Genomic DNA, 22,531 nt, shown 5'->3' with positions numbered 1-22,531 from the left:
AGTCCTTCGATTGGCGACGACTCACTCGCCGGTACCGGAAAACACCGCGACAATTTCATCGATAACCGCCCGAACCCTGGCCGTATGCCGCAAGTCCGCGTGGGTCACCAGCCAGACGTCATAGGGCACCGGTCGCGTGCGCTCCGGCCATAACCTGACCAGCCCGTCCCTCTCCCCCATGTACACCGGAATTTCCCCGACCCCGAGCCCCGCCGCGATGGATCGGCGCACCAGCAGACTGGAACTCAGACTCGCCACAATCCGCCCGCGCCCCAGCGGTTCCGAGATCAGGGTCATGTCTTTATTGCCTTGCAGGTACGGCTGATACACCACCAGGTCGTGCCCTTCGAACGCCGAGCCCGGCGTTGGCACGCCATGGGCATCTACGTAATGCTGAGAAGCAAACAAACCCACCGGCCAGCGTGCGATGCGACGGGCGATCAGGTCCGGGTTGTCCGGCCGGGTGTTGCGCACGGCGATGTCGGCTTCACGTTTGGCCAGGCTGAGAATCTGGGTGGAGGCGTCCAGTTGCACGCGCACGTCGGGGTGCTGTTCATGTAAGTGGGCAATGGCCGGGATCAGAAAATCGATGGCCAGGGAATCGGTGGTGCTGACCCGCACCAGCCCGGTCAGTCGATCGTCGAGCCCCTGAATCCGACGCTCCAGTTCCAGTGCCGAATGCTCCATTTTTTCCACGGCCGTCAGCGCCGCCTCCCCCACCGCTGTCAGCGCATAGCCTTCAGAGGTGCGCAGAAACAGCGTCGCACTCAACGACTTCTCCAGCGACGTGATCCGTCGACCGACCGTGGCCTGATCGACCCCCAGCACCCGCGCCGCGCCGCGCAGCGTCGACTCTCGGCACACCGCCAGAAACACCCGTGCGTCATCCCAATTCATACGGCTACCACGCTGATGCAAATTTGCATCACCATAGCGCAAACTCGCTGCGTTATTACATCAACCGATCGGGATAGTCTGAAGGCCAGCGTAAAACCTTCTCAGGACCTTTCCCATGCACAGCACATCGACTACCCCGCGCAGCGCGATCTGGCTGCCGATCTTCGCCGGCCTCAGCGCCAGCCTGGTGAGCATCGGCCTGGCGCGGTTTGCCTACACGCCGCTGATTCCCTCATTGATTCAGGCGCACTGGTTTTCCGCCAGCGACGTGGTGTACCTCGGCGCCGCCAACCTCGTGGGTTACCTGATCGGTGCGCTGATCGGCCGGCCAGTGGCCAACCGCACGTCGAACAAAACCGCGTTACGCCTGATGATGCTGGCCGTGACCTTGTCGTTTTTCGCCTGTGGTTTTCCATTGTCGGTGAGCTGGTTCTTCGGCTGGCGATTGCTGTCGGGGGTTGCCGGTGGCGCAATCATGGTGTTGGTGGCCGCGACGGTATTGCCCCACGTGCCGGCGTCCCGCCGAGGTCTGGCCAGCGGTGCGATTTTCCTCGGCATCGGCCTGGGCATCGCCGGCTCGGGGACGATTGTGCCGCCGCTGCTGAGCCTTGGCTTGCAGCAAACCTGGTTTGGCCTGGGGCTGCTGTCACTGTTTCTGACAGCCACGAGTTGGTTCGGTTGGCCGAAAGAGGCGCATCATCAAGCCGCTGCGGTGTCGATCGAGAAAACCACCACACCAACCGACCCGGGGGTGTACCTGCTGTTCGCTCAATACGCCTTCATGGCCGCCGGGCTGGTGCCGGCCATGGTGTTTTTGGTGGATTACGTGGCCCGCGGCCTCGGCGCCGGCCCGCACATCGGCGCGCTGATCTGGGTGATGTACGGACTGGGCGCGATCATCGGGCCGGTGAGTTACGGTTTTCTGGCCGATCAACTGGGCGCAAAGCTGAGCATCCGCCTGGTGCTGGTGGTGCAGGCGATTACCGTTGGCCTGCTGTCGATTTCCAGTTCGTTTACGGCACTGGCCGTGCTGGCCGTGATCCTCGGTTCGTTCCCGCCAGGCATCGTTCCACTGGCGCTGGCGCGGGTGCATGAACTGCTGCCGAACCATCACCAGCAGCAGATTGCCTGGAGCCGTGCGACGGTTTCATTCGCCACCTTCCAGGCGATTGCTGGGTTTGCGTATTCGGCGCTGTTCAATGCCAGCGGCGGGCAGCATGGGTTGTTGTTTGTGATTGCGGCGGGCGCGATTGTGGTTGCACTGTTGCTGGAACAGGCCATGCGTTTGCTGAACAGACCCACTGTAGGAGTGAGCCTGCTCGCGAAGACGTAGGCAGATCCTGCAGCAATGTGACTGATATACCGCTATCGCGAGCAGGCTCGCTCCTACAGGGGGTTGGTGGTTTGGACTGAATTATTGATTCACTGATGCGATCCCATTTACAGACGACTTTCTCGACAGGACTCCAACATGACTTTGCCCCACACCATGACCCTGATTGAAATCACCGAGCCCGGCGGCCCCGAGGTGTTGAAGCCGCGCCAGGAACCGGTGCCCACGGTCGGCGCAGGCGAAGTGCTGATCCGTGTGCACGCCGCCGGGGTCAACCGTCCCGATGTGATTCAACGCGCCGGCAAGTACCCGATGAAACCCGGCATGAGCCCGATTCCCGGGCTGGAAGTGGCCGGTGAAGTGGTGGCCGTCGGCACCGGCGTCAGCGAATTCATCGTCGGCGACAACGTCTGTGCGCTGACCAATGGCGGTGGCTATGCGCAATATTGCGTTGCACCGGCCAGCCAGACGCTGCCGATTCCTGAGGGCATGGATTGGGTGCACGCAGCGGCCGTCCCGGAAACCTTCTTCACGGTGTGGGCCAACCTGTTCGACATGGGCGGCGCCAGCAAAGGCCAGCGCGCGTTGATTCACGGCGGCACCAGCGGCATCGGCACCACGGCGCTGATGCTCTGCCGCGAGTTCGGCGTCAAGGCGTTCGCCACGGCGGGCAGTGAGGAAAAGTGTGCGGCAATCCGCAAGCTGGGCGCCGAGGCGATCAACTACCGTGACCAGGATTTCGTCCAGGTCATCGCGGAAAAAACCGCCGGCAAAGGCGTCAACGTGATCCTCGACATCATGGGCGGCTCGTACCTGAATCAGAACATCGCGGCACTGGGCATGGAGGGTCGCCTGGTGATGCTCGGCTTCCTCGGCGGAGCCCGCGCCAACGATGTCGACCTGATGGCGATCATGGGCAAGCGCGCGACGATCACCGGCTCGCTGATGCGCTCGCGCACCCGTGAAGAAAAAGCCTCGATCGCCGAACAGCTGCGCGAGTATGTGTGGCCGGTACTGGCTGCCGGGCGTTGCCTGCCGATGATCGACAAGGTTTACCCATACACCGAGGCCGCGCAGGCCCATGCACGGATGGAAGCCGGCGATCACATCGGCAAGATTGTGTTGCAGGTGGACTGATCAGTAACCCTCGCCAGCCGCCAATGCGCCGCCGATGATCGCGATGCCCGAGCTGGTGCCCAGTCGCGTGGCGCCGGCTTCGATCATCGCCAGGGCGGTCGGGTAATCGCGCACGCCACCGGAGGCCTTGACGCCGATGTCGGGGCCGACGGTGCGACGCATCAGCGCAACGTCTTCCACGGTGGCGCCGCTGCGGCTGAAACCGGTCGAAGTCTTGACGAACGCGACCTTCAGTTCACGACAGATCTCGCAAGCCTTCACCTTTTCGGCATCGGTGAGCAGGCAGTTTTCCAGGATGACTTTCAGCGGCACCCTGCCGCACGCCTGCAACACCTGGGCGATGTCGTCGCGCACCTGATCAAACAAGCCGTCCTTTAACCAGCCTATGTTCAACACCATGTCGACTTCCCCGGCACCGGCGGCGATCGCCCGCTCGGCTTCAAAGGCCTTGGTGTCGCTCAGGCCGGCGCCCAGCGGGAAGCCGACCACCGCGCAGATATTCACGCGCTGCCCTTCAAGGCACTGAGCCGCATGAGGGACTTGACCCGAATTCACGCACACCGAATAGAAGCCGTGTTCGGCAGCTTCGCGGCACAACGCAGCGATTTGCTCGCGGGAAGCATCAGGCGCCAGCAAGGTATGATCGATGTACTGCGCCAGCGCTTGGGGTTCGAGGTGTGCCATCGCAAAAACTCCTGTTTGTATATTCAAATGCCCCTGCGCCACAATCGAGGGTGATTCGCGCAAAAACGTTACAAAACTCACAAATAATGTTACTTAAATAACATAAACAATCAACCCCGGAATGCCTGTGGACAGTAAAAAAGCCGAGCGTCTCAAGCTGATTCAACAAGCCCTGCAAGACCAGAGCGCCATTCATCTGCGCGAGATGGCGGCATTGCTGGACGTGTCCGAGATGACCCTGCGCCGCGACCTCAGCAAGTACACCGACCACCTGCGCCTGCTCGGTGGCTACATCACCAGAATCCACGATGGCAACGAGCCCGGCGATTACCGCGTGGCCGAGCAGGACACCCGCCACGTCGAAGAAAAACGCCGTATCGGCAAACTCGCCGCCGGGTTTATCCAGCCGGGCGACACGGTGTTCTTCGACTGCGGCACCACCACGCCTTTCGTGATCGATTTCATTCCCGACGAGCTCGAGTTCACCGCGGTGTGCAACTCCCTGAACGTGCTGACCAAACTGTCGCAAAAACCCAACTGCCACATCGTGGTGTGCGGCGGCACGTTCCATCGCAAGAACCAGGTGTTCGAGAACACCCGCGAAACCGGCATCCTCGACAGCGTGCGCCTGACCTGGGCCTTCGTTTCCGCCGCCGGCATCAGCCAGGACTTCGGCGTGACCTGCTTCAATTTCAATGAAGTGGAGGTCAAGCAGAAGGTCCTGCGCCAGGCGCAACAGCGGCTGCTGCTGGCTGACCACAGCAAGTTCGACACGGTGCGTACCGCGCATTTCGCCAACCTCGGGGATTTCCAGTTCGTGGTCAGCGACAAGAAAATCCCCAAGGCCTACCGCGACGCCATCACCGCCAGCGGCGCGCAGTTGATCATCTGATCAAGGCCTGTTGTTCCGCTGCACTCAGGTAACCGGTGGTGACGCAAAAATCCGCCGTCGCCCCTGCCGCCAGCGAACGCACATGGCCCTTGGCGGACTCGGCGCGATAGCCTTCCGGCTCGCAAGTGGACGGCAGCACAAACGCTGCCACTTGCTGATCGGCGTTGTGCAGGATCCAGCGCGCGGCGTGGTCGAATTGGTCTGGACGGTAGCGGGTGTAGAACGCCGCACCGTCGGGATGGCTCAGCAGAAAATGCGCATGACCGCTGTCGTCCGCCCGCACGCCGTCGAAGAAAAACACAATCTCGGGGTCGTAGAGCCTCGGCTGATCCAGGCAGGTGAACTGCTCCGGGTCTTTGGCCAGCACCTGCATGTATTCAGTCCAGGCCGGCGTCGGTTTGACGTGGGCCGGCACGCTGCTGCGCAAGCGCACGCGCTCGACACCCAAGGGCTCGATGAAGCGGGCGCCGTCGACATAGGCGTAATTCATGTGCGCCATGTACATCAGGTCCATCGGCTTGCCTGCCAGATTGGTCACCTGCATGGCGATGTCGAACAGCCCGGAATCAGCGCGCAAGGTCACGCTGGGCGTGGCCAGGTATCGGTCACCAAACCCCTGCGCATATTCGTACTCGCCGCCGAGTCGCAGGAAACCGCCAGCGCTGTCTTCACCGACCTCCAGCCAGGCACGATCCATCGCCGCGCAAGGCATTTCGCCGTGCAACGGATGATCGTCCTCGGGGCTCGGGCAACCGTTGCGCAACAGGCCGCTGTGAAACATGAAACAGCCGTAAGTGCCGATCACCGTCGGGCTCGGCCGGGGCTGGCTGAACAGGTTGCTCATGGTCAGGTCGCAACCGTCGAACACGGCGGACCAGATCATCTGCCCCAGATACGGCAACACCACCAGACGGCCACGACTGTTGGCCAACTCCAGCGCCAGCACGCCACTGGGGTAAACCCAGGAACTGACCGTGAACGCCTCCGACTCCAGCAAAGTTTTGTGCGCCTCGCCGAACTGCGACGGCTGCAGGTTGATCCGCGTGTTCATGAAGTCACCACCGCACCCACTGGCCTCCGTTCGCTGTCGGAATGACGCAGGCAACGCACCGCGTACATCACGATCACGATGAAGCACAACAACGGCACGCTGTACGCCAGTTGCATGTTGCCGCCGCTGTAATCGGACAGCAGGCCCTGGAAGATCGGGATCACCCCGCCACCGACAATGCTCATCACCAGCAGCGAACCGCCGACGCCGGTGTCTTCGCCCAGGCCGTCAATGGTCAAGCCGTAGATGGTCGGCCAGCAGGGACCGAGGAACACGCTGACGCCAACGGCGGCGTACACCGCCGTGATGTTCGGCACCAGGATCGTATACGCCAGCAACACAATGCACAGCACGCCATACACCGCCAACACCTTGGCCGGGTGCAGTTTGCGCATCAGCACGTTGGCGATCAGCTTGCCGACGAAATAGGCGGCGAAGGTGGTCAGCAAAAACCACGACGCGCTGCGTTCGTTCATGCCGCCCAACTGCATCGCCAAGCGAATGGTGAAACTCCACACGCCGACCTGGGCGCCGACGTACAGAAACTGCGCCAGCACGCCAAAGGTGAAGCGCTTGTTGCGCCACAGTCGCGACAGGCTCTGGCCGAGACTGGCGGATTTCTTGCTGGCCACCTGATTGCCCTTGCACTTCGGAAACCGGGTGATGGCGATCAGGATGAACATCAGCACCAGCACCGCGATCATCCATTTGTACGGCAGCAAGGTGGACTGGATCATTTGCAGTTGCTGGACCGCCGCGTCCGAAGCGCTCATTTGCGTGAGCTGCTCGCGGGTGGCGTCGGTGTCCTTGAACATCACGAAGCTGCCGACGTAGACCCCGGCCATCGCGCCGAATGGATGGAAGGTCTGGGAAATATTCAGGCGACGGGTGCCGGTTTCACGCGGGCCCATCAGCGTCGAATAGGTGTTGCATGCCGTTTCGAGAAACGACAGCCCCGCCGCGATCACAAACAGCGCCAGCAGGAACATGCCGTACTTGGCGGTCGACGCCGCCGGGAAGAACAGCAGGCAACCGAACATGTAGAGCATCAGGCCAATGAGGATGGTGGTCTTGTAACTGAAACGGCGGACCACCAGCGCGGCCGGGATCGCCACGAAGAAATAGCCCAGGTAAAACGCCGACTGCACGAACGCGGTCTGGAAATCGCTGAGCAGAAAGGCCTTCTTGAAATGCGCGATGAGCACGTCGTTCATGCTCGCGGCGGCCGCCCACAGCGCGAAGATGCTGCACAGCAAAATGAAGGCGAACCAGGGCGTGCGGTTCAGGTAGAAACCATCGGCCGTCTGTTGGAGCGGAGGCTTTGTCATTGTTGTTCTCCGTGGTGAGTGTTGAGGGGTGAATCAGCTCGATTTCAAGCGCCGGGCTGGCGCTGGAATTCAGCGAATACAGTGGCGTCCGGGTAGGAGGTCTGGGTGCCCAGGCCGGTGACCGAGCAGGCGGAATACGCCACGGCCTGGGTCATGGCGGCGCGGATGTCGCGGTCGCGGCTCCAGTGATGAATGAAGCAACCGATGAAGGCATCGCCTGCGCCGGTGGTGTCGCGCGCGGCAACCGACAGGCCGGGAATCTGGAACTCGCCTTCCTCGCCGACGTACAGCGCACCTTGCTGGCCGAGGGTCACGATGACGTGGCGAATGCCGTCGGCGACCAAGGTCTGGGCGGCTTTATGGGCCGACGCTGGGGAGTCCACGACCTGGCCGGTGATCAGCGCCAGCTCGGATTCGTTGGGCACCAGGAAATCCAGGTGCGCCAAATGCTCACGGCTCAGGCCGGGCAAGGCTGGCGCCGGGTTGAGCAAGACTGGAATGTTGTGCGCGCGGCCGAATTCGATGGCGTGGTAAACGGTGTCGACATTGATTTCGAGCTGCAGAACGATCAGCGAGCACTCGCGCAACGCCTGGGCCGCCCCGTCGATATCCGCCGGGACCAGATGCGCGTTGGCGCCTTTGACGATGAGGATGCTGTTGTGCGAGTCGGCCTGGACGAAGATCGGCGCCACACCGCTGGACACGCCGGGCACGCGCTGCACGTAACGGGTGTCGATGCCAAAACGCTGGAAATTGGCCAGGGTGTTATCGGCAAACATGTCATCGCCGACCTTGGTGAGCATCAGCACATCCGCCCCGAGCTTCGCCGCGGCAACCGCCTGATTGGCGCCCTTGCCGCCGCACCCGAGGGCAAACCCCGGCGCTTCGAGCGTCTCACCCTGGGCCGGCATGCGGTCGATGTAGGTGATCAGATCCACCATATTGCTGCCGATGACTGCGATCTTGCTCATTGCTATCCCACCTTGATCCGGCTTGCCAGACTGATGCTGGACGTTGTTGTTTTGTTATTTAAATAACATTTTGTGTGATTATTCAATCTTTTTGTTGAGTGGGGTTTGAGGCAAAGACGAATGGCTTTGCGAGATGCGTGGGCAGAAGGGGCGCCATCGCGAGCAGGCTCGCTGCCACATTGGAATGCGTTCCCCTGCAGGAGTGAGCCTGCTCGCGATGGGGCCCTAAGCATCACCGACTGATCCGTGCCCTTCATACGACTGTCGAATTTATCCCCACCTCCCCCACGCATCTGTTGAAACCCGAACTTTCCTTTTCACCCTCAGGCCGCCTGCATGTTTTCAAACCTGATGAGCCGCATAAGCCGCCGCTGGCTGCCCTGGCTGTGCATGGCCACGCTGGTCGTCGGCTTGCCCGTCGGGTGCGGCGCACTTAAATACAAAGAGCGTGAGCTGTTGTTCCGCATCGAGCCGGGCACCGCCGGCTGGTATCGCGGTTTGCCAACAGACGTCCAGGAATTCGATATCAAGCCTGCCAGCTTCAAGGCCGGGCAAAACCTGCATGCCTGGTGGTGGCCGGCCGCGCGTCGCGATGCACCGTCGATCCTGTATTTGCATGGCGTGCGCTGGAACCTGACGGGCCAGGCGTTCCGCATCGAGCAGTTGCGGGCGATGGGTTATTCGGTTCTGGCCATCGACTACCGCGGCTTCGGCCAGAGCAAGGGGGACCTGCCGTCGGAAGCCAGTGTCTACGAGGACGCCCGCGTCGCCTGGGAGCGCTTCAAGACGATGCAACCGGACGCCAACAAGCGCCTGATCTATGGCCATTCACTGGGCGGCGCGGTGGCCATCGACCTCGCGGCAGACCTGGCGGCGCAGGCGAAAAAACAACGCAACCCGATACCGGTGCGCGGTCTGGTGATCGAGTCCACGTTCACCTCGCTAGGCGATGCCGTGGCGCAAGTGGCCGACAGCAACCTGCCGGTGAAATGGTTGCCGGTGCGCTGGCTGCTGTCGCAGAAATTCGATTCCATCGACAAGATCGTCGACATCGACATGCCGCTCCTCGTGGTGCATGGCCTGGCCGACCCGTTCATGCCCTCGCGGTTCAGCCAGCAGCTGTTCAACGCCGCCAGCGAACCCAAGCGTCTGCTGTTGATCCCCGGCGGCACGCACAACAACAGCATGAGCCGGGGTGGCAGCCAATACCGCCAGGCACTCGAAAGTCTGATGAAAGCAAAACCACCGCAGATCGCCGGGCCTAGCGGTAACCCCGGGCTTGCAGGTTGAACAACTGCGCATAACGCCCGCCCGCCGCCACCAGACTGGCGTGATCGCCGCGCTCAAGGATCGCCCCCTGATCCAGCACGATGATGTGGTCGGCATTGCGCACGCTGGAAAACCGGTGCGAGATCAGCAGCGTCATGCGGCCTTCGGTGTGCTGGCTGAAATGCTCGAACACCGCCGCTTCCGCTGCCGGGTCGAGTGCCGAGGTCGGCTCGTCCAGAATCAGGATGTCGGCGTTACGGCGCATGTAAGCGCGGGACAAGGCAATCTTCTGCCACTGCCCCCCGGACAACTCCTGGCCACCGGCAAACCAGCGGCCCAGTTGAGTGGCGTAGCCTCGATCCAGCCCCTCGATGAACGGCGCGGCCATGCCTTCGGTGGCCGCTTCTTTCCAGCGTTGCTCATCGTTGAACGCCAGCGTGTCGCCGACGCCGATGTTCTCGCCGACGGAAAACTGATAGCGGATGTAATCCTGAAAAATCACGCCGATGCGCCGGCGCAGCGCGTCTTCTTCCCAGGCCTGCAAATCGCTGCCGTCGAGCAGAATGCGCCCGTGATTGGGGCGATACAGACGGGTCAGCAACTTGATCAGCGTGGTCTTGCCCGAACCGTTCTCCCCCACCAGCGCCAGGCTGCGCCCCGGCACCAGGTGCAAGTCGATGCCTTCAAGGGCCGCGCGGCTCGCCCCCGGATAACGAAAACCAACGTTCTCGAATCGCAAACCATCGCCGGGCACGGCGCCCACCGTGAGATGCCCGGCATCGGCCACCACCGGCTCGGCGAGGTATTCGTAGAGGCTCGACAGGTAAAGTCCATCCTCGTAGAGGCCGCTGATGGCGCTCAAACTGTTGCTCACCGCCGTTTGCCCCTGCTTGAACAGCACCAGGTACATGGTCATCTGCCCGAGGCTGATCTGGCCGTGGACGGTATCGACCACCACCCACGCATAGGCGAGGTAAAACGCCCCCGTGCCGAGCAACCCCAGCACAAATCCCCAGCCATCGCGGCGCAAGGTCAGCCGCCGGTCTTCGGCATACAGGCGAGCAAACGTCTCGCGATAGCGCTTCAATAGCAGCGGCGCGAAGCCGAACAGTTTGACCTCTTTGATGTAGCCCTCGTGGGAGAGCAGCGTCTCGATGTAGTTCTGCTGCCGACTTTCCGGCGCCCGCCGCGTGAACAGCCGGAACGCATCCCCGGAAAAATGCGCCTCGGCGAAAAACACCGGCAACGCACCCACCACCAGCAACACCAGTGCCCAAGGCGAAAAATGCACCAGCAATACGCCGAAGCTGATCAACACGATCAGGTTCTGGACCAGCCCCAGCGACTTCATCACCAACGCCAAAGGCCGGGTCGACGCCTCGCGCCGCACCCGCACCAACTTGTCGTAAAATTCGGAATTCTCGAACTGCACCAGCGACAACGTCTGGGCCTTCTCCAGAATCATCGTGTTGACCTTCTGCCCCAACTGCACCCGCAACAACGACTGCTGAACCGACAACGCCCGCTGCGTCCCGGACAACAACGCCAGCACGCCCGCCTCGAACAACACGTAACGCACCACCGGCCACAACGGCGCACTGCCCTGTTGCGCGTGCAATTGCATGGCGAAAACCACTGCGTCAACGATGCGCTGGCCCAGCCACGCGGCCAGCGCCGGGAGGACACCGGCGATCAGGGTCGCCAGCACGAGGCCGAGAAACAGCCCGCGAGAAGTGCCCCAGACCAGCAGCAAGGCGCGCCGGGCCTGGTCGAGTAATGAGGTGAAACGGGAAAGTGCCGCAGGCATGGATTGATGAACTCGGCAAAGGAAGTCGCTGAACACTACAAAGACGTCATGGTACTTCAGCCAGAAATCCCACAGGCGAGAAACAACTGTGGCGAGGGAGCTTGCTCCCGCTGGGTGGCGCAGCGGCCCCAAAAAAGGCACCGCTGCATACCAAACATCAGTTACCACTCACCCCGGCAAACCGCACCTACTTGGACAGATCAATCCTATCCAATACCCGGTTCGCCGTGATCTCCGCCGTCATGATGCTGTTGGAAATACCCAGCAGCGCATAACGCGACTCCCCCTCCAGATGATCCACCAACTGATGGACCATCACATCGACCGAGGCCAGCGTCTCGACCAGATACACCGCCAGCGTTTCGGCCGTGGCTTCGGGGTCCACGGAAAACAGGCTGCTGCGTATTCGCGGGGTGGCTTTGATGTCGGCATTCGACGGGAAGTGGAAATCGAGTGCCCGCTCGGCGGCTTCGTTGAGCTTCTTTGAATCAGGTTCGTAGGGAGAGACCGGATCGGTGTCCGGTGGGTTGGGTGTTACCTTGAACATTGGCTCTAACCTCATCTAAGAGTGAGGCTGCAACCCGTTCGCGACTAAACGAAATGGAGGCAGCTGTGCACAGGTTAGTCGACCGATGAGCCAAGAAATCGGCGCGCCCGAAGGCGCCCTGCGCACAGCCACCATCAGGAGCAGGGATGGGGACTCCCGACTGATAGAGACATCGTGCGACTTGACTACAACGGGCGACTAAACCCGACCACTGATGAGCAGTGGCAGGGAAACGATAGAGTCCGGGGTCAAACCGCACAAGCCGGCGGATTCTGGCGCAGCCGTAGGCAACGGCGCAAGGTTTTGTAGCTTTCAGGACGTAACCTTGACGGGTTTTAAACAAGCCCCGTTTCATGGTTAAACAACCGAGTCAGATGGCTCACAAAATGCCCGTTCAAAACGCTCACTGGGAATCCTGAAACCGCGCCCGATACCGTCCAGGACTCTCCCCCGTCCACTTCTTGAACGCCCGATGAAACGCGCTCGGTTCCTGAAACCCCAGCTGCTCAGCAATGTCACTGATACTCGCCCGGCTCTCACGCAGCTGCTCAAACGCCACCCCGCGCCGCACTTCATCCTTGATCTCCTGATACGAACAGCCTTCCCGCTCCAGTTTGCGGCGGAAGGTGCTGGGGCTCAGGTGTTGTTCCAGGGCGAACGCCTGCAAGGTCGGCCATTGGCTGTAATGGCTGTTGCGCAGGCGCTGATGGACTTGTGATGCCAGGCCATGCTGGTTGCGGAAGCGGATCACCAGCCATTGCGGTGCCGTGCGCAGGAACACTTTCAGTGAGGCCAGGTCCTGGACCACCGGCAGGCGCAGGTAGTGGCTGGCGAATTCGATTTCGGTGCGTTCGGCGCCGAAGGTCAGGTTGGGGCCCCAGAGCAATCGGTCGTCGCTGAGGGACACGCGCTCGTGGCGAAAGTCTGCGCGGTCGATGGGGATGCGCCGCCCGCCCAGCCAGCACAGCAGGCTGATCATCAACACCAGGAACGTCTCTTCACCGAAACGGCTGGCATCTTCGTTTTGCGCGTGGCTGTCCAGGCTGATGATCGCGCGTTTGCCGCGCACGGTCAGGGTGCCGCGAAAGTCGCGCAGGAACAGCGCGAAGTTGGCCAGGCACTGGCGCATGGCTTTGTGCAGGTCAGGTTCCTGGATCAAGGCGCGGCAGATCAGCGCGAAGCTGCCGGGTGGCATGCCGTGGGAGTCGAGTCGGAAGAACTCATCGTTCAATTCGCGGATCTGAATCAGCCATAGCGCAGCAAACGCGCTCGCCGGCACGCGGGCGGTCGGCTGCTCGATCAATGCCGGGTCGATGCCCGCCTCTTCCAGCGCAGCTCGCGAACGCTGCGGATTGTCCCCCTGCCCATGGATCATCGCCTGCACGAAGTAGGCCGCCACTGAGTCCTTTTCCCGCATTTGAACGCTTCTCTCCCCATCGCCCGACTGGCAAAAAACACCAGCACCGTTGAACAGTTGCGGCATAGGACAACCGCCCTGCCGGTTCTAGACTCGCGGCCAATAGTACGCCTTCGGCCGTTACGTCGGCCAAGGTATCGCAGGGTTTGATCGGAAGGACGGAACATGAATCTGCAAAACATCGGCGTGATCGGCGCGGGCACCATGGGCAACGGCATTGCGCAAGTCTGCGCAGTGGCCGGCTTCAACGTGACCTTGATCGACATCTCCGAGAGCGCGCTGCAAAAAGCCCTGGCCACCGTTGGCAAAAACCTCGACCGGCAGATTGCCAAGGAAACCCTGACCGAAGCGCAAAAGCTCGACGCCCTCGCCAGGATCCGCACCAGCACCGATTACAGCAGCCTGCACAACGTGCAGCTGGTGATCGAAGCCGCCACCGAAAACCTCGACCTGAAACTGCGCGTGCTGCAACAGATCGCCGCGCAGGTCAGCGCCGAGTGCGTGATTGCCTCCAACACCTCGTCGCTGTCGATTACTCAACTGGCCGCCAGCGTCAGCCAGCCTGAGCGTTTCATCGGCCTGCACTTCTTCAACCCGGTGCCGGTGATGGGCCTGATCGAAGTGATTCGTGGCCTGCAAACCAGCGACGCGACCCACGCCCTGGCGTTGGATATGGCCACCACCCTCGGCAAAACCGCGATCACCGCCGGCAACCGTCCGGGGTTCGTGGTCAACCGGATTCTGGTGCCGATGATCAACGAAGCGATTCTGGTGTTCCAGGAAGGCCTGGCCAGCGCCGACGACATCGACGCCGGCATGCGCCTGGGCTGCAACCAGCCGATCGGTCCGCTGGCGTTGGCCGACCTGATCGGCCTGGACACCGTGCTGGCCATTCTCGAAGCGTTCTACGACGGTTTCAACGACAGCAAATACCGCCCCGCGCCACTGCTCAAGGAAATGGTCGCCGCCGGCTACCTGGGACGCAAGACAGGACGTGGCTTCCATGCCTATGCCTGAGCGTTGCTCGCGCTTCGCCGAGTACCGGGACATCGTGCTGGAGTTGTTCGCCAGCAAGGGTTTCGGGCAGGTCGGCATGCGTGAGCTGGCAACGTGCCTGGGGCTGTCCCCGGGCTCGTTGTATCACCATTACCCGAGCAAGCAGCACTTGCTGCTCGACCTGATCGAGGAGTTCTACGAAGAACTGCTGTCGACCCTGGGGCGCATCGACCAAAAAGGCTCGGCGAAACGCGACAAACTGCCCAACCTGATCCGCGCGCATTTGAATCTGCACCGGGAAATGCCCTGGCATTTTCGCCTGGCGGAGCGCGACAGTGGCTGCCTGAACGCCGAGCAGCAAGCGCGTGTTCGACAGTTGCGCGAGCAATACGAGCGCACGCTATTGAAGATGCTCGGCGCCCCGTCCCGCCTCGGCGAACAGGGTTTGATCGCCGCCGGACACGCCATCGCCAACTTGCTCAACAGCGCCCCCGGCTGGCTGGCACATCATCCGCTGGAGGAAGCGCAGCGCGATGAGTTGCTGGAAAGCCTGGTGATCGGCGCCGTCGAGCGTCTGCTGCGCCCATCGCCCGCCACGCGTGCGGCGGCCTGAGTGTTCAAGCAATAAGCCTCGCTTCTTCCATAGAAAAAACGTCTAAACAAACCCGGCACGATTCCACGTCTAACGCTTTGCTACTTGGAGTCCATTCAAAGGCCATGTGGGTCTCCAGACCCACGGTTACCGGGAGCAAAACATGAAAATCAATCCCTACCTCATCTTCAACGGCGACTGCAAAGCCGCCTTCACCTTCTATGAGCAAGCCCTGCCAGGCCAGATCGAAATGATGATGACCTTCGGCGAAAGCCCGGCGCGCGAACACTTCCCCGCCGACTTGCACAACCTGATCATTCATACCCGTCTGGCCGTGGGTGATCAGGCGATCATGGGTTCGGACACCACACCGGATCGCCCCACGGATGACATGAGCGGTTGCTCGGTCTCGCTGAACGTCGACAGCATTGCCGAAGCGCAACGTGTGTTCGACGCGTTATCAGAAGACGGCAAGGTGCAAATGCCACTGGAAGAGACTTTCTGGGCGGCACGCTTCGGGATGCTGGTGGACCGGTTCGGTGTGTCGTGGATGGTGAATTGCGAAAAGGATCAGTGACGAGTTCCAGACATCCAACAGCCCGATCAGGAAAGGTTGGGCTGGCGCAGTAGCGCCTATCCCTTCACGCACACCACCTGACGCAAGGTGTGCAGCACTTCCACCAGTTCGCGCTGGGCGTGCATGACGTGGTCGATGTTTTTGTAGGCCATGGGGATTTCATCGATCACCGATGCATCTTTGCGGCACTCGACGTGGGCGGTGGCGCGGACCTGATCTTCGACGGTGAACAGGCTTTTCGCTTTGGTGCGGCTCATGACGCGGCCGGCGCCGTGGCTGCAGGAACAGAACGATTGCTCGTTGCCGAGCCCGCGAACGATGAAACTTTTCGCGCCCATCGAGCCTGGGATGATCCCCAACTCGCCCTTCTGCGCCGACACCGCGCCCTTGCGGGTGACCAGAATATCCTGGCCAAAGTGCCGTTCTTTCTGCACATAGTTGTGGTGGCAGTTGACCGCTTCCAGAGCGACTTCAAACGGTTTGCTGATCACTTTACGTGTGGCCTGAATCACCGCGTGCATCATCAAGGCCCGGTTCTGTCTGGCGAAATCCTGGGCCCAACCGACGGCTTCGACGTAATCATCAAAATGCCGGCTGCCTTCTTCGAAATAGGCCAGATCACGGTCCGGCAGGTTGGCGAGGTGCTGGCGCATGTCGGCCTGAGCCAGTTGAATGAACAGGTTGCCGATGGCGTTGCCAACCCCGCGTGAACCGCTGTGCAGCATGAACCAGACGCGGTTGGTTTCATCCAGGCACACCTCGATGAAGTGGTTACCGCTGCCCAGCGTGCCCAGGTGCCCGCGATTGTTGGTGTTGGCGAGTTTCGGGTATTTGTCGGTGATCGACTTGAACCGCGGGTTCAGTGCGGCCCAGGCCTGATCAGCCTGTTTCGGAACGCTATTCCAAGCCCCTTTGTCCCGCACGCCACGCCCGACTGTGCGGCCATGGGGCACGGCTTTTTCGATTGCGCAGCGCAATCCATGCAGGTTATCCGGCAAGTCAGCGGCGGTCAGCGATGTGCGCGCGGCGATCATGCCGCAGCCAATGTCCACGCCGACAGCGGCGGGAATGATCGCACCCACCGTCGGAATCACACTGCCAATGGTCGAGCCTTTGCCCAGGTGCACGTCAGGCATCACCGCCAGGTGTTTGAAGATAAACGGCATCTTTGCGGTGTTGATCAGTTGTTGCCTGGCTTCGTTTTCGACCGGGACGCCTTCGGTCCAGAGCTTGATCGGTTTACCGTTGGCGACTTCCAGCAGTTGGTAGTTAGGTGCTTGCATGTTTTCGAACAAGTGGCGCCTCGGCCCCTTGAGTTCCTTGGTTATTTCCTGGTTTCCAGGATCTTGTCAGCGAGCGCTTTGGCCCGCTTGATCGACAGGTTGTGCGTGGGCACCGTCTGATGAAAGAAGCGCCTCTATCTTACGCCCGAATATTCCCCTGAAAACCTCAACGTGATCACAGAACCAGTGGGAGCATGGCTTGCCCGCGAAGAACGATGACACGCAATACCTGAAAAACCGCGGTGCGTGCTTCGCGGGCAAGCCTCGCTCCCACTGGATTTTCGTCGCTCGTGGACTTAACGGCATCCGCCGAGGCCGCAGATATTGAATGTCGAACGCGCTCTTCAGAGCTTGGCGATGGAGACCTCGGTGGATTTGACGAAGGCAATCACCTCGCTGCCCACGCGTTTAAACCGTCGCGCTGAAGCCGACAACCCAGCAGCACGACAACCATTCGTCGCCTATGAAAACCTGGCGTACAACAGGCGGCCCTCTCTGGCTTAGGGATTGCACAAGCCGGTCTTGGCAGCCCCGGAACGACGTAATTCTGACGCGGCGGCCCTCTAATCAATGCTTGGTCAGTCCCCCCGGAGATGTAACGTGTCAACTCTCAATGAAATCGCAGCGAACCACGCGAGAATGGCTATGGCAAAGGCGCAAGAGTCGACCGGACTGAGTGAGCGACATCTTCAAATCGTCGGCAGCGTCGAAATCCGCACCAGCGATGAACAACCGCACGTTCCACTGCACTTCATCACCGTGACGCCGGAAAACCACCTCGCCCAGGCGGCTGGCTACTAACGCCGTCCCCTGACGATAAAACCCGGCGCAATGGCCGGGTTTTTCTGTTAATCAACCCAAGCCCTTGCCCACGATTGGCGCCGACGCGCCTAAACTCAACTGACAACGAACTCGCCCTGCGATTGGAGGATGAGGCACTGTCATGTTTGAAATCTCAGCGGTGGCGCGGGTGAAGCGCTTCGCCGCAAACACGGCCGGCCGAGATTTCGCAGTTGGCGACATCCATGGCCACTTCACTCGACTGCAGGCTGCGCTGGATTCCGCCAGGTTCACCCCTTCGGTCGATCGCCTGTTCAGTGTTGGCGATCTGATTGACCGCGGGCCGGAATGCCGCGCCGCGCTCGATTGGCTGGACAAGCCGTGGTTCCACGCCGTGTGCGGCAACCATGATGACTACGTGGTTCACTTCGATACCTGTGCCGTCGATAGCTGGATCTTCAACGGCGGCTTATGGTTCACGCACCTGTCGCTGCCCGAACAGAAAACATTCGCCGCGACGTTCGCCGAGTTGCCAATCGCAATCGAAGTCGAAACCGCCCAGGGCCTGATCGGCATCGTGCACGCCGATTGTCCGTTTCCATCATGGGCTCAACTGCGAAACGAACTGCAATCGCCCAAGAGCAGCCAGCGCCTGATGCAAGTCCAGAACCGCTGCCTATGGTCCCGCAGCCGCCTCGAACAGCGGGAAACACAGGGCGTTGCGGGCCTGCGTGCGCTGGTGGTCGGGCATAGCCCCATTCCCGTGCCCGTCAGGCTTGGCAATGTGATTCATATCGACACGGCGGGATGGAGGCCGGCGGAGGGCTATTTCACCCTACTGAATCTCGAAACGCTTGAGCCGGTGCCTTGAGCATCCTGTACCGCTCGTCCTGACCTCGGCACGTTCACCTTCCATGCTTTTCCAATGGGTACATCCACTCGCACAGCAGGTGCAAACGATGAACAGCAAAATTGCCCCTCTCATGCTCGCCGGACTTGTCTCGATCTGCCCGCTCTACTCGCTCGCAACCGAGAAAACCACCGAAGACGCCACCCTCCCACCCAGCGCACTTCCCGGGCTCAACCAAGGCGAGTCGAATGCAGAAAAGGCTGACAAAAAGGGTGAGGAAGCATCGGGTTCCAATTCCGGCGCGGAATCGCATGAGATAGAAAAAGACGCCGCTGGTTCGAGTGGTTCAGGGAATGAAGGAGCCAAGTCGAAGCCGCAACAGTAAGCCTGCAGGCGCGTGGTGCACGGGCGTGAGTACGATAAAGGGCATCCCCCACGGCGCGAGCTCATCCCGGCACTGACGGTGATTGCCCCAAAACCCGTCACTTTTTGTGGCGGGCTTTTTTGCGTACGGCGCGTCGGATCGACGTTGGTCAGCCTCCAGTTCCAGGCAAGGCGCGGGCCGCCTGGTCAGGGTGCTTATATCCCAAAAACACAGGCCTGGTGACAGGACGAATAACCCTGAAATCAAGGCGCTGACCTGTTGCACCCGCCACGCCTTTCAACTCGATACGCTTTTCCGGATGAGTTTCTTGTCAATCTTCCCGACGCTGGTTTTGGGGATTTCGGCGACGAACTTGAACTGCTTGGGGATCGCCCATTTGTTGATGCGGCCGCGCTCGACAAACCCTTGCAGGTGCGTCTCCAGGATCTTGCGGTCGAGGTACTGCCCCGGTTCGGACACCACCAGCGCCATGGGCCGTTCGCCCCATTGCTCATCGGCGATGCCCACGACCGCGACCGACATCACGGCGGCGTGCTCGCTGATCAGGCTCTCCAGCTCCAGGGAGCTGATCCACTCCCCGCCTGTCTTGATCACGTCCTTGATTCGATCCTTGATTTCCACACCGCCCAACCCGTCGATGGAAGCCATGTCGCCGGTGTGCAGCCAGCCATCGCGCCAAAGTTCTGCACCCTTTTGCGGTTCCTTCAAATAGCCCTGGGTCAGCCACGGCGCGCGCACCACGATCTCTCCCAGCGACTCGCCGTCATGGGCAACGTCTTTGCCACTGGCGTCGATGATTTTCAGGTCGACCATCGGCACCGGCGTGCCCGTCTTGATACGAGCAGTCAGTTGGGCTAACGGGGATTGTTCGAGGTCTTCGTCACGCAGGTACGTCAGGCACAGCAATGGACAGGTTTCCGACATGCCGTAACCGCTGTGCACCTGCATACCTTTGGCGTTCGCTTCGCTGGCAATGCCCAAGGTCAGCGCGCTGCCGCCCAGGAGCATTTTCCAGCCATCAAAACGGGTGTGTGCCGCTTCCTCACAGCCCAGAATCATTTGCAGAAGGGTCGGCACACAATGGGAGAACGTGACTTTCTCCTCCCGATACAGCCTGACCAGGCTGTTGGGTTCGTAGCGACCGGGGTACACCTGCTTGATTCCCATCAGGGTGGCAACATAGGGCACACCCCAGGCATGCACGTGAAACATCGGCGTGATCGGCATGTAGACATCATCCGAGCGCAGCAGCGGCAAGCCCTGATAGACGCCCAAAGTGCCCACGGCATTCAAGGTGTGCAGGACCAGTTGGCGATGGGTGAAATACACGCCTTTAGGGTCGCCAGTGGTGCCCGTGGTGTAGAAAAGGGTCGCCACCGAGTGTTCATCGAAATCGGGAAAGTCGTATTGGTCTGGGGCCCCGGACAACAGGTTTTCATATTCCCCCAGCACCGGTAGCGACGTGTCGGTTGCTGTGTCGTCCGTGAGCTGCAGGTAACCTTTGACGGTTTCAAGCCGCCCGTGAATCTGTTCAACCAGCGGCAGGAAATCATCATGCACCAGCACCAGGTCATCCTCGGCATGGTTCATGGTGAAGAGCACCTGATCCGGCGAAAGACGGATGTTCACGGTGTGCAGCACCGCGCCGATCATCGGTATGGCAAAGAAGCACTCCAGGTAGCGATGGCTGTCCCAGTCGAGCAGGGCCACCGTATCCCCGGCCTTGACGCCGGCAGCGGTCAAGGCGTTGGCCAGTCGGCGGATCCGCTGGTTGAGGGTCTGGTAGCTGTAGCGCAGTTTGTCGGCATACACGATTTCCCGGCCCGGCTCGTAGCGCACGCCGGACAGCAACAATTGCTTGATCAGCAAGGGATAGGCATAAGCGCCGTCGGCGGGCGGAATTATTTTTGTCGCCATCATGGTTGTGGTTCCCGGTCCTTTTTACGTGGGCTCAGAACTGCTCTGCATCCAATTGATAGAGGCATTCGCTGCCCGCCTTGGCCGACGCGCTCAACGAGTGGATACGTGGCAGCAGGCGGGCGAAGTAGAAGCGTGCGGTGGCCAGTTTGCTGGCGTAGAAATCGTCTTTGGAATGCGTGCTCATGGCAGCCTTGGCCATTCGCGCCCACATGTAGGCGTACGCGGTGTAGCCGAATACATGCAGGTACTCGACCGACGCCGCACCGATTTCATTCGGGTTGCTCTGGGCTCGGTCCAACAGCCATGCGGTCAGTTCGTCGAGGGTGTCGAGGGCGGCGTTCAACGGTTGGGTGAACTCGGCGAGGTCAGCGCAGGCGTTGGCGGTAAAGTTGCGGATTTCCGAAGCGAACAGCCGGTAGAGCGCCCCGTCGCTGCCGACGATTTTGCGCCCGACCAGGTCCAGGGACTGGATACCATTGGTGCCTTCGTAGATCTGGGTGATGCGCACATCGCGCACCAATTGCTCCTGGCCCCACTCGCGAATATAGCCGTGGCCGCCGAGGATCTGCTGACCGTGGAGGGTGGTTTCCAGGCCCATGTCGGTGAGGAATGCCTTGGCCACCGGGGTCAGCAGCGACACCCGTTCCTGGGCGCGACTGCGGATCGCTGCGTCATCACTGTACTTGGCGATATCGAGTTGCAGCGCCACGTAGCTGGAGAACGCCCGCCCGCCTTCGTTCAAGGCCTTCATGGTCAACAGCATGCGGCGTACATCCGGGTGAACGATGATCGGATCGGCCGCTTTGTCCTTGTTCTGCGCGCCCGTCGGCGAACGGCTTTGCAGACGGTCACGGGCGTATTCGACGGCGTTCTGGTACGAACGCTCACCCAACGCCAGCCCCTGGATACCCACGCCCAGACGTTCGTAGTTCATCATGGTGAACATCGCCGCCAGGCCCTTGTTCGGCGCATCGATGATCCAGCCGGTCGCCCCGTCAAAGTTCATCACGCACGTGGCCGAGGCCTTGATGCCCATCTTGTGCTCGATGGAACCGCAGGACAGCGCGTTGCGTTCGCCCAGCGACCCGTCGGTATTGACCAGCACCTTGGGCACCAGAAACAGCGAAATCCCCTTGGGACCGGCGGGTGCATCCGGTAACCGGGCCAGTACCAGATGAATGATGTTTTCGGTCAGGTCGTGCTCGCCGCCGGTGATGAAGATCTTGCTGCCGCTGATCTTGAAACTGCCGTCGGCCTGAGGTTCGGCACGGGTGCGAATCAGGCCCAGGTCCGTGCCGGCATGTGCCTCGGTCAGGCACATGGAACCAGTCCAGGTGCCGGCGTACATGTTCGGCAGATAGCGTTCCTTGAGCTCCCGACTGGCGTGGGCATTGATCGACAGGCACGCACCGGCGGTCAGCATCGGGTACAGGCCGAACGACAGACTGGCCGAGTTGACCATCTCCTCGACCTGAGCCGAAATGGCCTTGGGCATGCCCATGCCACCGAACTGCGGATCACCACCAACACCCACCCAACCGCCGTCGGCGAATGCCTGGTACGCCGCGACAAAACCGTCCGGCGCCGTGACCGTGCCGTTGCTCCAGGTGCAGCCCTGCTCGTCGCTGCTGCGGTTCAGCGGTGCGATAACCTCACCACTGATTTTGCCAGCCTCTTCAAGGATCGCAGCGGCCGTTTCTTCATCGATCACCTCGCCAAGGCCAGGCAATTTGGCCCACAACCGGGACACCTGGAAGACCTCGTTGAGTACGAAGCGCATGTCGCGCAAAGGAGCTTTGTAATCAGACATCGTTG

21 protein-coding genes are annotated in these 22,531 nt (G+C 61.0%); 10 read left to right on the top strand and 11 right to left on the bottom strand.

Going from position 1 to position 22,531, the window contains the following annotated elements:
* Positions 1 to 21: 21 nt before the first annotated feature.
* A complete protein-coding gene (locus AC1ROI_RS13640) occupies positions 22 to 897 on the bottom strand; it encodes a LysR family transcriptional regulator (RefSeq protein WP_102595846.1) in 876 nt (291 codons plus the stop codon).
* Between the two features lie 115 nt (positions 898 to 1,012).
* On the opposite strand from AC1ROI_RS13640, the gene AC1ROI_RS13635 reads away from it, so the two are divergent.
* Together AC1ROI_RS13635 and AC1ROI_RS13630 are read left to right on the top strand one after the other, a co-directional pair.
* Positions 1,013 to 2,230 (top strand): YbfB/YjiJ family MFS transporter, encoded by a 1,218-nt coding sequence (locus tag AC1ROI_RS13635; RefSeq protein WP_102595845.1) that lies wholly within the window; start codon positions 1,013 to 1,015, stop codon positions 2,228 to 2,230.
* A 138-nt stretch (positions 2,231 to 2,368) separates the two neighbouring features.
* The gene (locus tag AC1ROI_RS13630) at positions 2,369 to 3,367 is read left to right on the top strand and encodes an NAD(P)H-quinone oxidoreductase (RefSeq protein ID WP_083376360.1); all 999 of its coding nucleotides are present in this window, start codon (positions 2,369 to 2,371) and stop codon (positions 3,365 to 3,367) included.
* Here AC1ROI_RS13630 and deoC read toward each other — a convergent pair whose 3' ends face one another.
* On the bottom strand, positions 3,368 to 4,051 hold the full coding sequence (gene deoC, locus AC1ROI_RS13625; protein WP_010455756.1) for a deoxyribose-phosphate aldolase: 684 nt from the start codon (positions 4,049 to 4,051) through the stop codon (positions 3,368 to 3,370).
* 127 nt (positions 4,052 to 4,178) lie between these two features.
* Here deoC and deoR point away from each other — a divergent pair, with 127 nt between their 5' ends.
* Complete coding sequence (gene deoR / locus AC1ROI_RS13620; protein WP_010455758.1) at positions 4,179 to 4,943, top strand: DNA-binding transcriptional repressor DeoR; 765 nt, start codon at positions 4,179 to 4,181, stop codon at positions 4,941 to 4,943.
* Here deoR and AC1ROI_RS13615 read toward each other — a convergent pair.
* From AC1ROI_RS13615 to rbsK, 3 genes are read right to left on the bottom strand one after another with little or no spacing between them, the layout of a single operon-like run.
* The gene (locus tag AC1ROI_RS13615; RefSeq protein WP_102595844.1) at positions 4,936 to 5,994 is read right to left on the bottom strand and encodes an aldose 1-epimerase family protein; all 1,059 of its coding nucleotides are present in this window, start codon (positions 5,992 to 5,994) and stop codon (positions 4,936 to 4,938) included. The two genes, deoR and AC1ROI_RS13615, sit on opposite strands and share 8 nt — an antisense overlap.
* Complete coding sequence (fucP, locus tag AC1ROI_RS13610) at positions 5,991 to 7,322, bottom strand: L-fucose:H+ symporter permease (protein WP_010455761.1); 1,332 nt, start codon at positions 7,320 to 7,322, stop codon at positions 5,991 to 5,993. Before fucP ends, AC1ROI_RS13615 begins: the two co-directional genes overlap by 4 nt.
* A 44-nt stretch (positions 7,323 to 7,366) precedes the next feature.
* Positions 7,367 to 8,293 carry a ribokinase gene (gene rbsK / locus AC1ROI_RS13605; RefSeq protein ID WP_102595843.1) on the bottom strand — a complete coding sequence of 309 codons (927 nt, stop codon included), beginning with the start codon at positions 8,291 to 8,293 and terminating at the stop codon, positions 7,367 to 7,369.
* Positions 8,294 to 8,629: 336 nt separating this feature from the next.
* Here rbsK and AC1ROI_RS13600 point away from each other — a divergent pair, with 336 nt between their 5' ends.
* Positions 8,630 to 9,583, top strand: a complete 954-nt coding sequence (locus AC1ROI_RS13600) for an alpha/beta hydrolase (protein WP_102595835.1) — start codon at positions 8,630 to 8,632, stop codon at positions 9,581 to 9,583.
* Here the strand turns inward: AC1ROI_RS13600 and AC1ROI_RS13595 are convergent.
* From AC1ROI_RS13595 to AC1ROI_RS13585, 3 genes are all read right to left on the bottom strand, one after another.
* Complete coding sequence (locus AC1ROI_RS13595) at positions 9,555 to 11,369, bottom strand: ABC transporter ATP-binding protein (RefSeq protein ID WP_102595834.1); 1,815 nt, start codon at positions 11,367 to 11,369, stop codon at positions 9,555 to 9,557. The genes AC1ROI_RS13600 and AC1ROI_RS13595 overlap by 29 nt on opposite strands.
* A gap of 187 nt (positions 11,370 to 11,556) precedes the next feature.
* On the bottom strand, positions 11,557 to 11,916 hold the full coding sequence (locus tag AC1ROI_RS13590; protein ID WP_102595833.1) for a DUF6124 family protein: 360 nt from the start codon (positions 11,914 to 11,916) through the stop codon (positions 11,557 to 11,559).
* A 403-nt stretch (positions 11,917 to 12,319) separates the two neighbouring features.
* Positions 12,320 to 13,333, bottom strand: coding sequence for an AraC family transcriptional regulator (locus AC1ROI_RS13585; RefSeq protein WP_102595832.1), 1,014 nt, complete (start codon positions 13,331 to 13,333; stop codon positions 12,320 to 12,322).
* Positions 13,334 to 13,498: 165 nt separating this feature from the next.
* Between AC1ROI_RS13585 and AC1ROI_RS13580 the strand changes: the two genes are divergently transcribed.
* The 3 genes from AC1ROI_RS13580 to AC1ROI_RS13570 all read left to right on the top strand — a co-directional run bounded on the left by AC1ROI_RS13580 (position 13,499) and on the right by AC1ROI_RS13570 (position 15,498).
* On the top strand, positions 13,499 to 14,350 hold the full coding sequence (locus AC1ROI_RS13580; RefSeq protein WP_010455783.1) for a 3-hydroxybutyryl-CoA dehydrogenase: 852 nt from the start codon (positions 13,499 to 13,501) through the stop codon (positions 14,348 to 14,350).
* Positions 14,337 to 14,942, top strand: a complete 606-nt coding sequence (locus AC1ROI_RS13575) for a TetR/AcrR family transcriptional regulator (protein ID WP_077748131.1) — start codon at positions 14,337 to 14,339, stop codon at positions 14,940 to 14,942. The genes AC1ROI_RS13580 and AC1ROI_RS13575 overlap by 14 nt, the downstream gene beginning before the upstream one ends.
* Before the next feature lie 142 nt (positions 14,943 to 15,084).
* Positions 15,085 to 15,498, top strand: coding sequence for a VOC family protein (locus AC1ROI_RS13570; protein WP_010455786.1), 414 nt, complete (start codon positions 15,085 to 15,087; stop codon positions 15,496 to 15,498).
* Between the two features lie 56 nt (positions 15,499 to 15,554).
* On the opposite strand, the gene AC1ROI_RS13565 is transcribed toward AC1ROI_RS13570, so the two are convergent.
* Positions 15,555 to 16,781: an RtcB family protein gene (locus AC1ROI_RS13565; protein WP_102595836.1), complete on the bottom strand. Its 1,227-nt coding sequence runs from the start codon at positions 16,779 to 16,781 to the stop codon at positions 15,555 to 15,557.
* 600 nt (positions 16,782 to 17,381) lie between these two features.
* Between AC1ROI_RS13565 and AC1ROI_RS13560 the strand changes: the two genes are divergently transcribed.
* The 3 genes from AC1ROI_RS13560 to AC1ROI_RS13550 all read left to right on the top strand — a co-directional run bounded on the left by AC1ROI_RS13560 (position 17,382) and on the right by AC1ROI_RS13550 (position 18,796).
* Entirely contained in the window at positions 17,382 to 17,582 is a 201-nt protein-coding gene (locus AC1ROI_RS13560; protein ID WP_077748130.1) for a hypothetical protein, read from the top strand.
* Between the two features lie 142 nt (positions 17,583 to 17,724).
* Positions 17,725 to 18,432: a metallophosphoesterase gene (locus tag AC1ROI_RS13555; protein ID WP_102595414.1), complete on the top strand. Its 708-nt coding sequence runs from the start codon at positions 17,725 to 17,727 to the stop codon at positions 18,430 to 18,432.
* An 88-nt stretch (positions 18,433 to 18,520) separates the two neighbouring features.
* Positions 18,521 to 18,796, top strand: coding sequence for a hypothetical protein (locus AC1ROI_RS13550; protein ID WP_010455793.1), 276 nt, complete (start codon positions 18,521 to 18,523; stop codon positions 18,794 to 18,796).
* 276 nt (positions 18,797 to 19,072) lie between these two features.
* On the opposite strand, the gene AC1ROI_RS13545 is transcribed toward AC1ROI_RS13550, so the two are convergent.
* The gene (locus AC1ROI_RS13545; RefSeq protein WP_102595413.1) at positions 19,073 to 20,716 is read right to left on the bottom strand and encodes a fatty acid--CoA ligase; all 1,644 of its coding nucleotides are present in this window, start codon (positions 20,714 to 20,716) and stop codon (positions 19,073 to 19,075) included.
* A 31-nt stretch (positions 20,717 to 20,747) separates the two neighbouring features.
* Entirely contained in the window at positions 20,748 to 22,526 is a 1,779-nt protein-coding gene (locus AC1ROI_RS13540; RefSeq protein WP_083376326.1) for an acyl-CoA dehydrogenase C-terminal domain-containing protein, read from the bottom strand.
* Positions 22,527 to 22,531 lie beyond the last annotated feature (5 nt).

The organism is Pseudomonas sp. GW823-FHT02C02 (assembly GCF_058797635.1).
This window is presented reverse-complemented; position numbering and strand designations above follow the sequence as displayed.

Bases quoted from the DNA above. Each gene is read 5' to 3' on its own strand.
- AC1ROI_RS13540 (WP_083376326.1), bottom strand. From the start codon at position 22,526: ATGTCTGATTACAAAGCTCCTTTGCGCGACATGCGCTTCGTACTCAAC.
- AC1ROI_RS13565 (WP_102595836.1), bottom strand. From the start codon at position 16,781: ATGCAAGCACCTAACTACCAACTGCTGGAAGTCGCCAACGGTAAACCG.
- AC1ROI_RS13600 (WP_102595835.1), top strand. From the start codon at position 8,630: ATGTTTTCAAACCTGATGAGCCGCATAAGCCGCCGCTGGCTGCCCTGG.
- AC1ROI_RS13575 (WP_077748131.1), top strand. From the start codon at position 14,337: ATGCCTATGCCTGAGCGTTGCTCGCGCTTCGCCGAGTACCGGGACATC.
- AC1ROI_RS13590 (WP_102595833.1), bottom strand. From the start codon at position 11,916: ATGTTCAAGGTAACACCCAACCCACCGGACACCGATCCGGTCTCTCCC.
- AC1ROI_RS13585 (WP_102595832.1), bottom strand. From the start codon at position 13,333: ATGCGGGAAAAGGACTCAGTGGCGGCCTACTTCGTGCAGGCGATGATC.
- rbsK (WP_102595843.1), bottom strand. From the start codon at position 8,293: ATGAGCAAGATCGCAGTCATCGGCAGCAATATGGTGGATCTGATCACC.
- AC1ROI_RS13550 (WP_010455793.1), top strand. From the start codon at position 18,521: ATGAACAGCAAAATTGCCCCTCTCATGCTCGCCGGACTTGTCTCGATC.
- AC1ROI_RS13545 (WP_102595413.1), bottom strand. From the start codon at position 20,716: ATGATGGCGACAAAAATAATTCCGCCCGCCGACGGCGCTTATGCCTAT.
- AC1ROI_RS13570 (WP_010455786.1), top strand. From the start codon at position 15,085: ATGAAAATCAATCCCTACCTCATCTTCAACGGCGACTGCAAAGCCGCC.
- deoC (WP_010455756.1), bottom strand. From the start codon at position 4,051: ATGGCACACCTCGAACCCCAAGCGCTGGCGCAGTACATCGATCATACC.
- AC1ROI_RS13635 (WP_102595845.1), top strand. From the start codon at position 1,013: ATGCACAGCACATCGACTACCCCGCGCAGCGCGATCTGGCTGCCGATC.
- AC1ROI_RS13630 (WP_083376360.1), top strand. From the start codon at position 2,369: ATGACTTTGCCCCACACCATGACCCTGATTGAAATCACCGAGCCCGGC.
- AC1ROI_RS13595 (WP_102595834.1), bottom strand. From the start codon at position 11,369: ATGCCTGCGGCACTTTCCCGTTTCACCTCATTACTCGACCAGGCCCGG.
- AC1ROI_RS13640 (WP_102595846.1), bottom strand. From the start codon at position 897: ATGAATTGGGATGACGCACGGGTGTTTCTGGCGGTGTGCCGAGAGTCG.
- AC1ROI_RS13615 (WP_102595844.1), bottom strand. From the start codon at position 5,994: ATGAACACGCGGATCAACCTGCAGCCGTCGCAGTTCGGCGAGGCGCAC.
- fucP (WP_010455761.1), bottom strand. From the start codon at position 7,322: ATGACAAAGCCTCCGCTCCAACAGACGGCCGATGGTTTCTACCTGAAC.
- AC1ROI_RS13555 (WP_102595414.1), top strand. From the start codon at position 17,725: ATGTTTGAAATCTCAGCGGTGGCGCGGGTGAAGCGCTTCGCCGCAAAC.
- AC1ROI_RS13580 (WP_010455783.1), top strand. From the start codon at position 13,499: ATGAATCTGCAAAACATCGGCGTGATCGGCGCGGGCACCATGGGCAAC.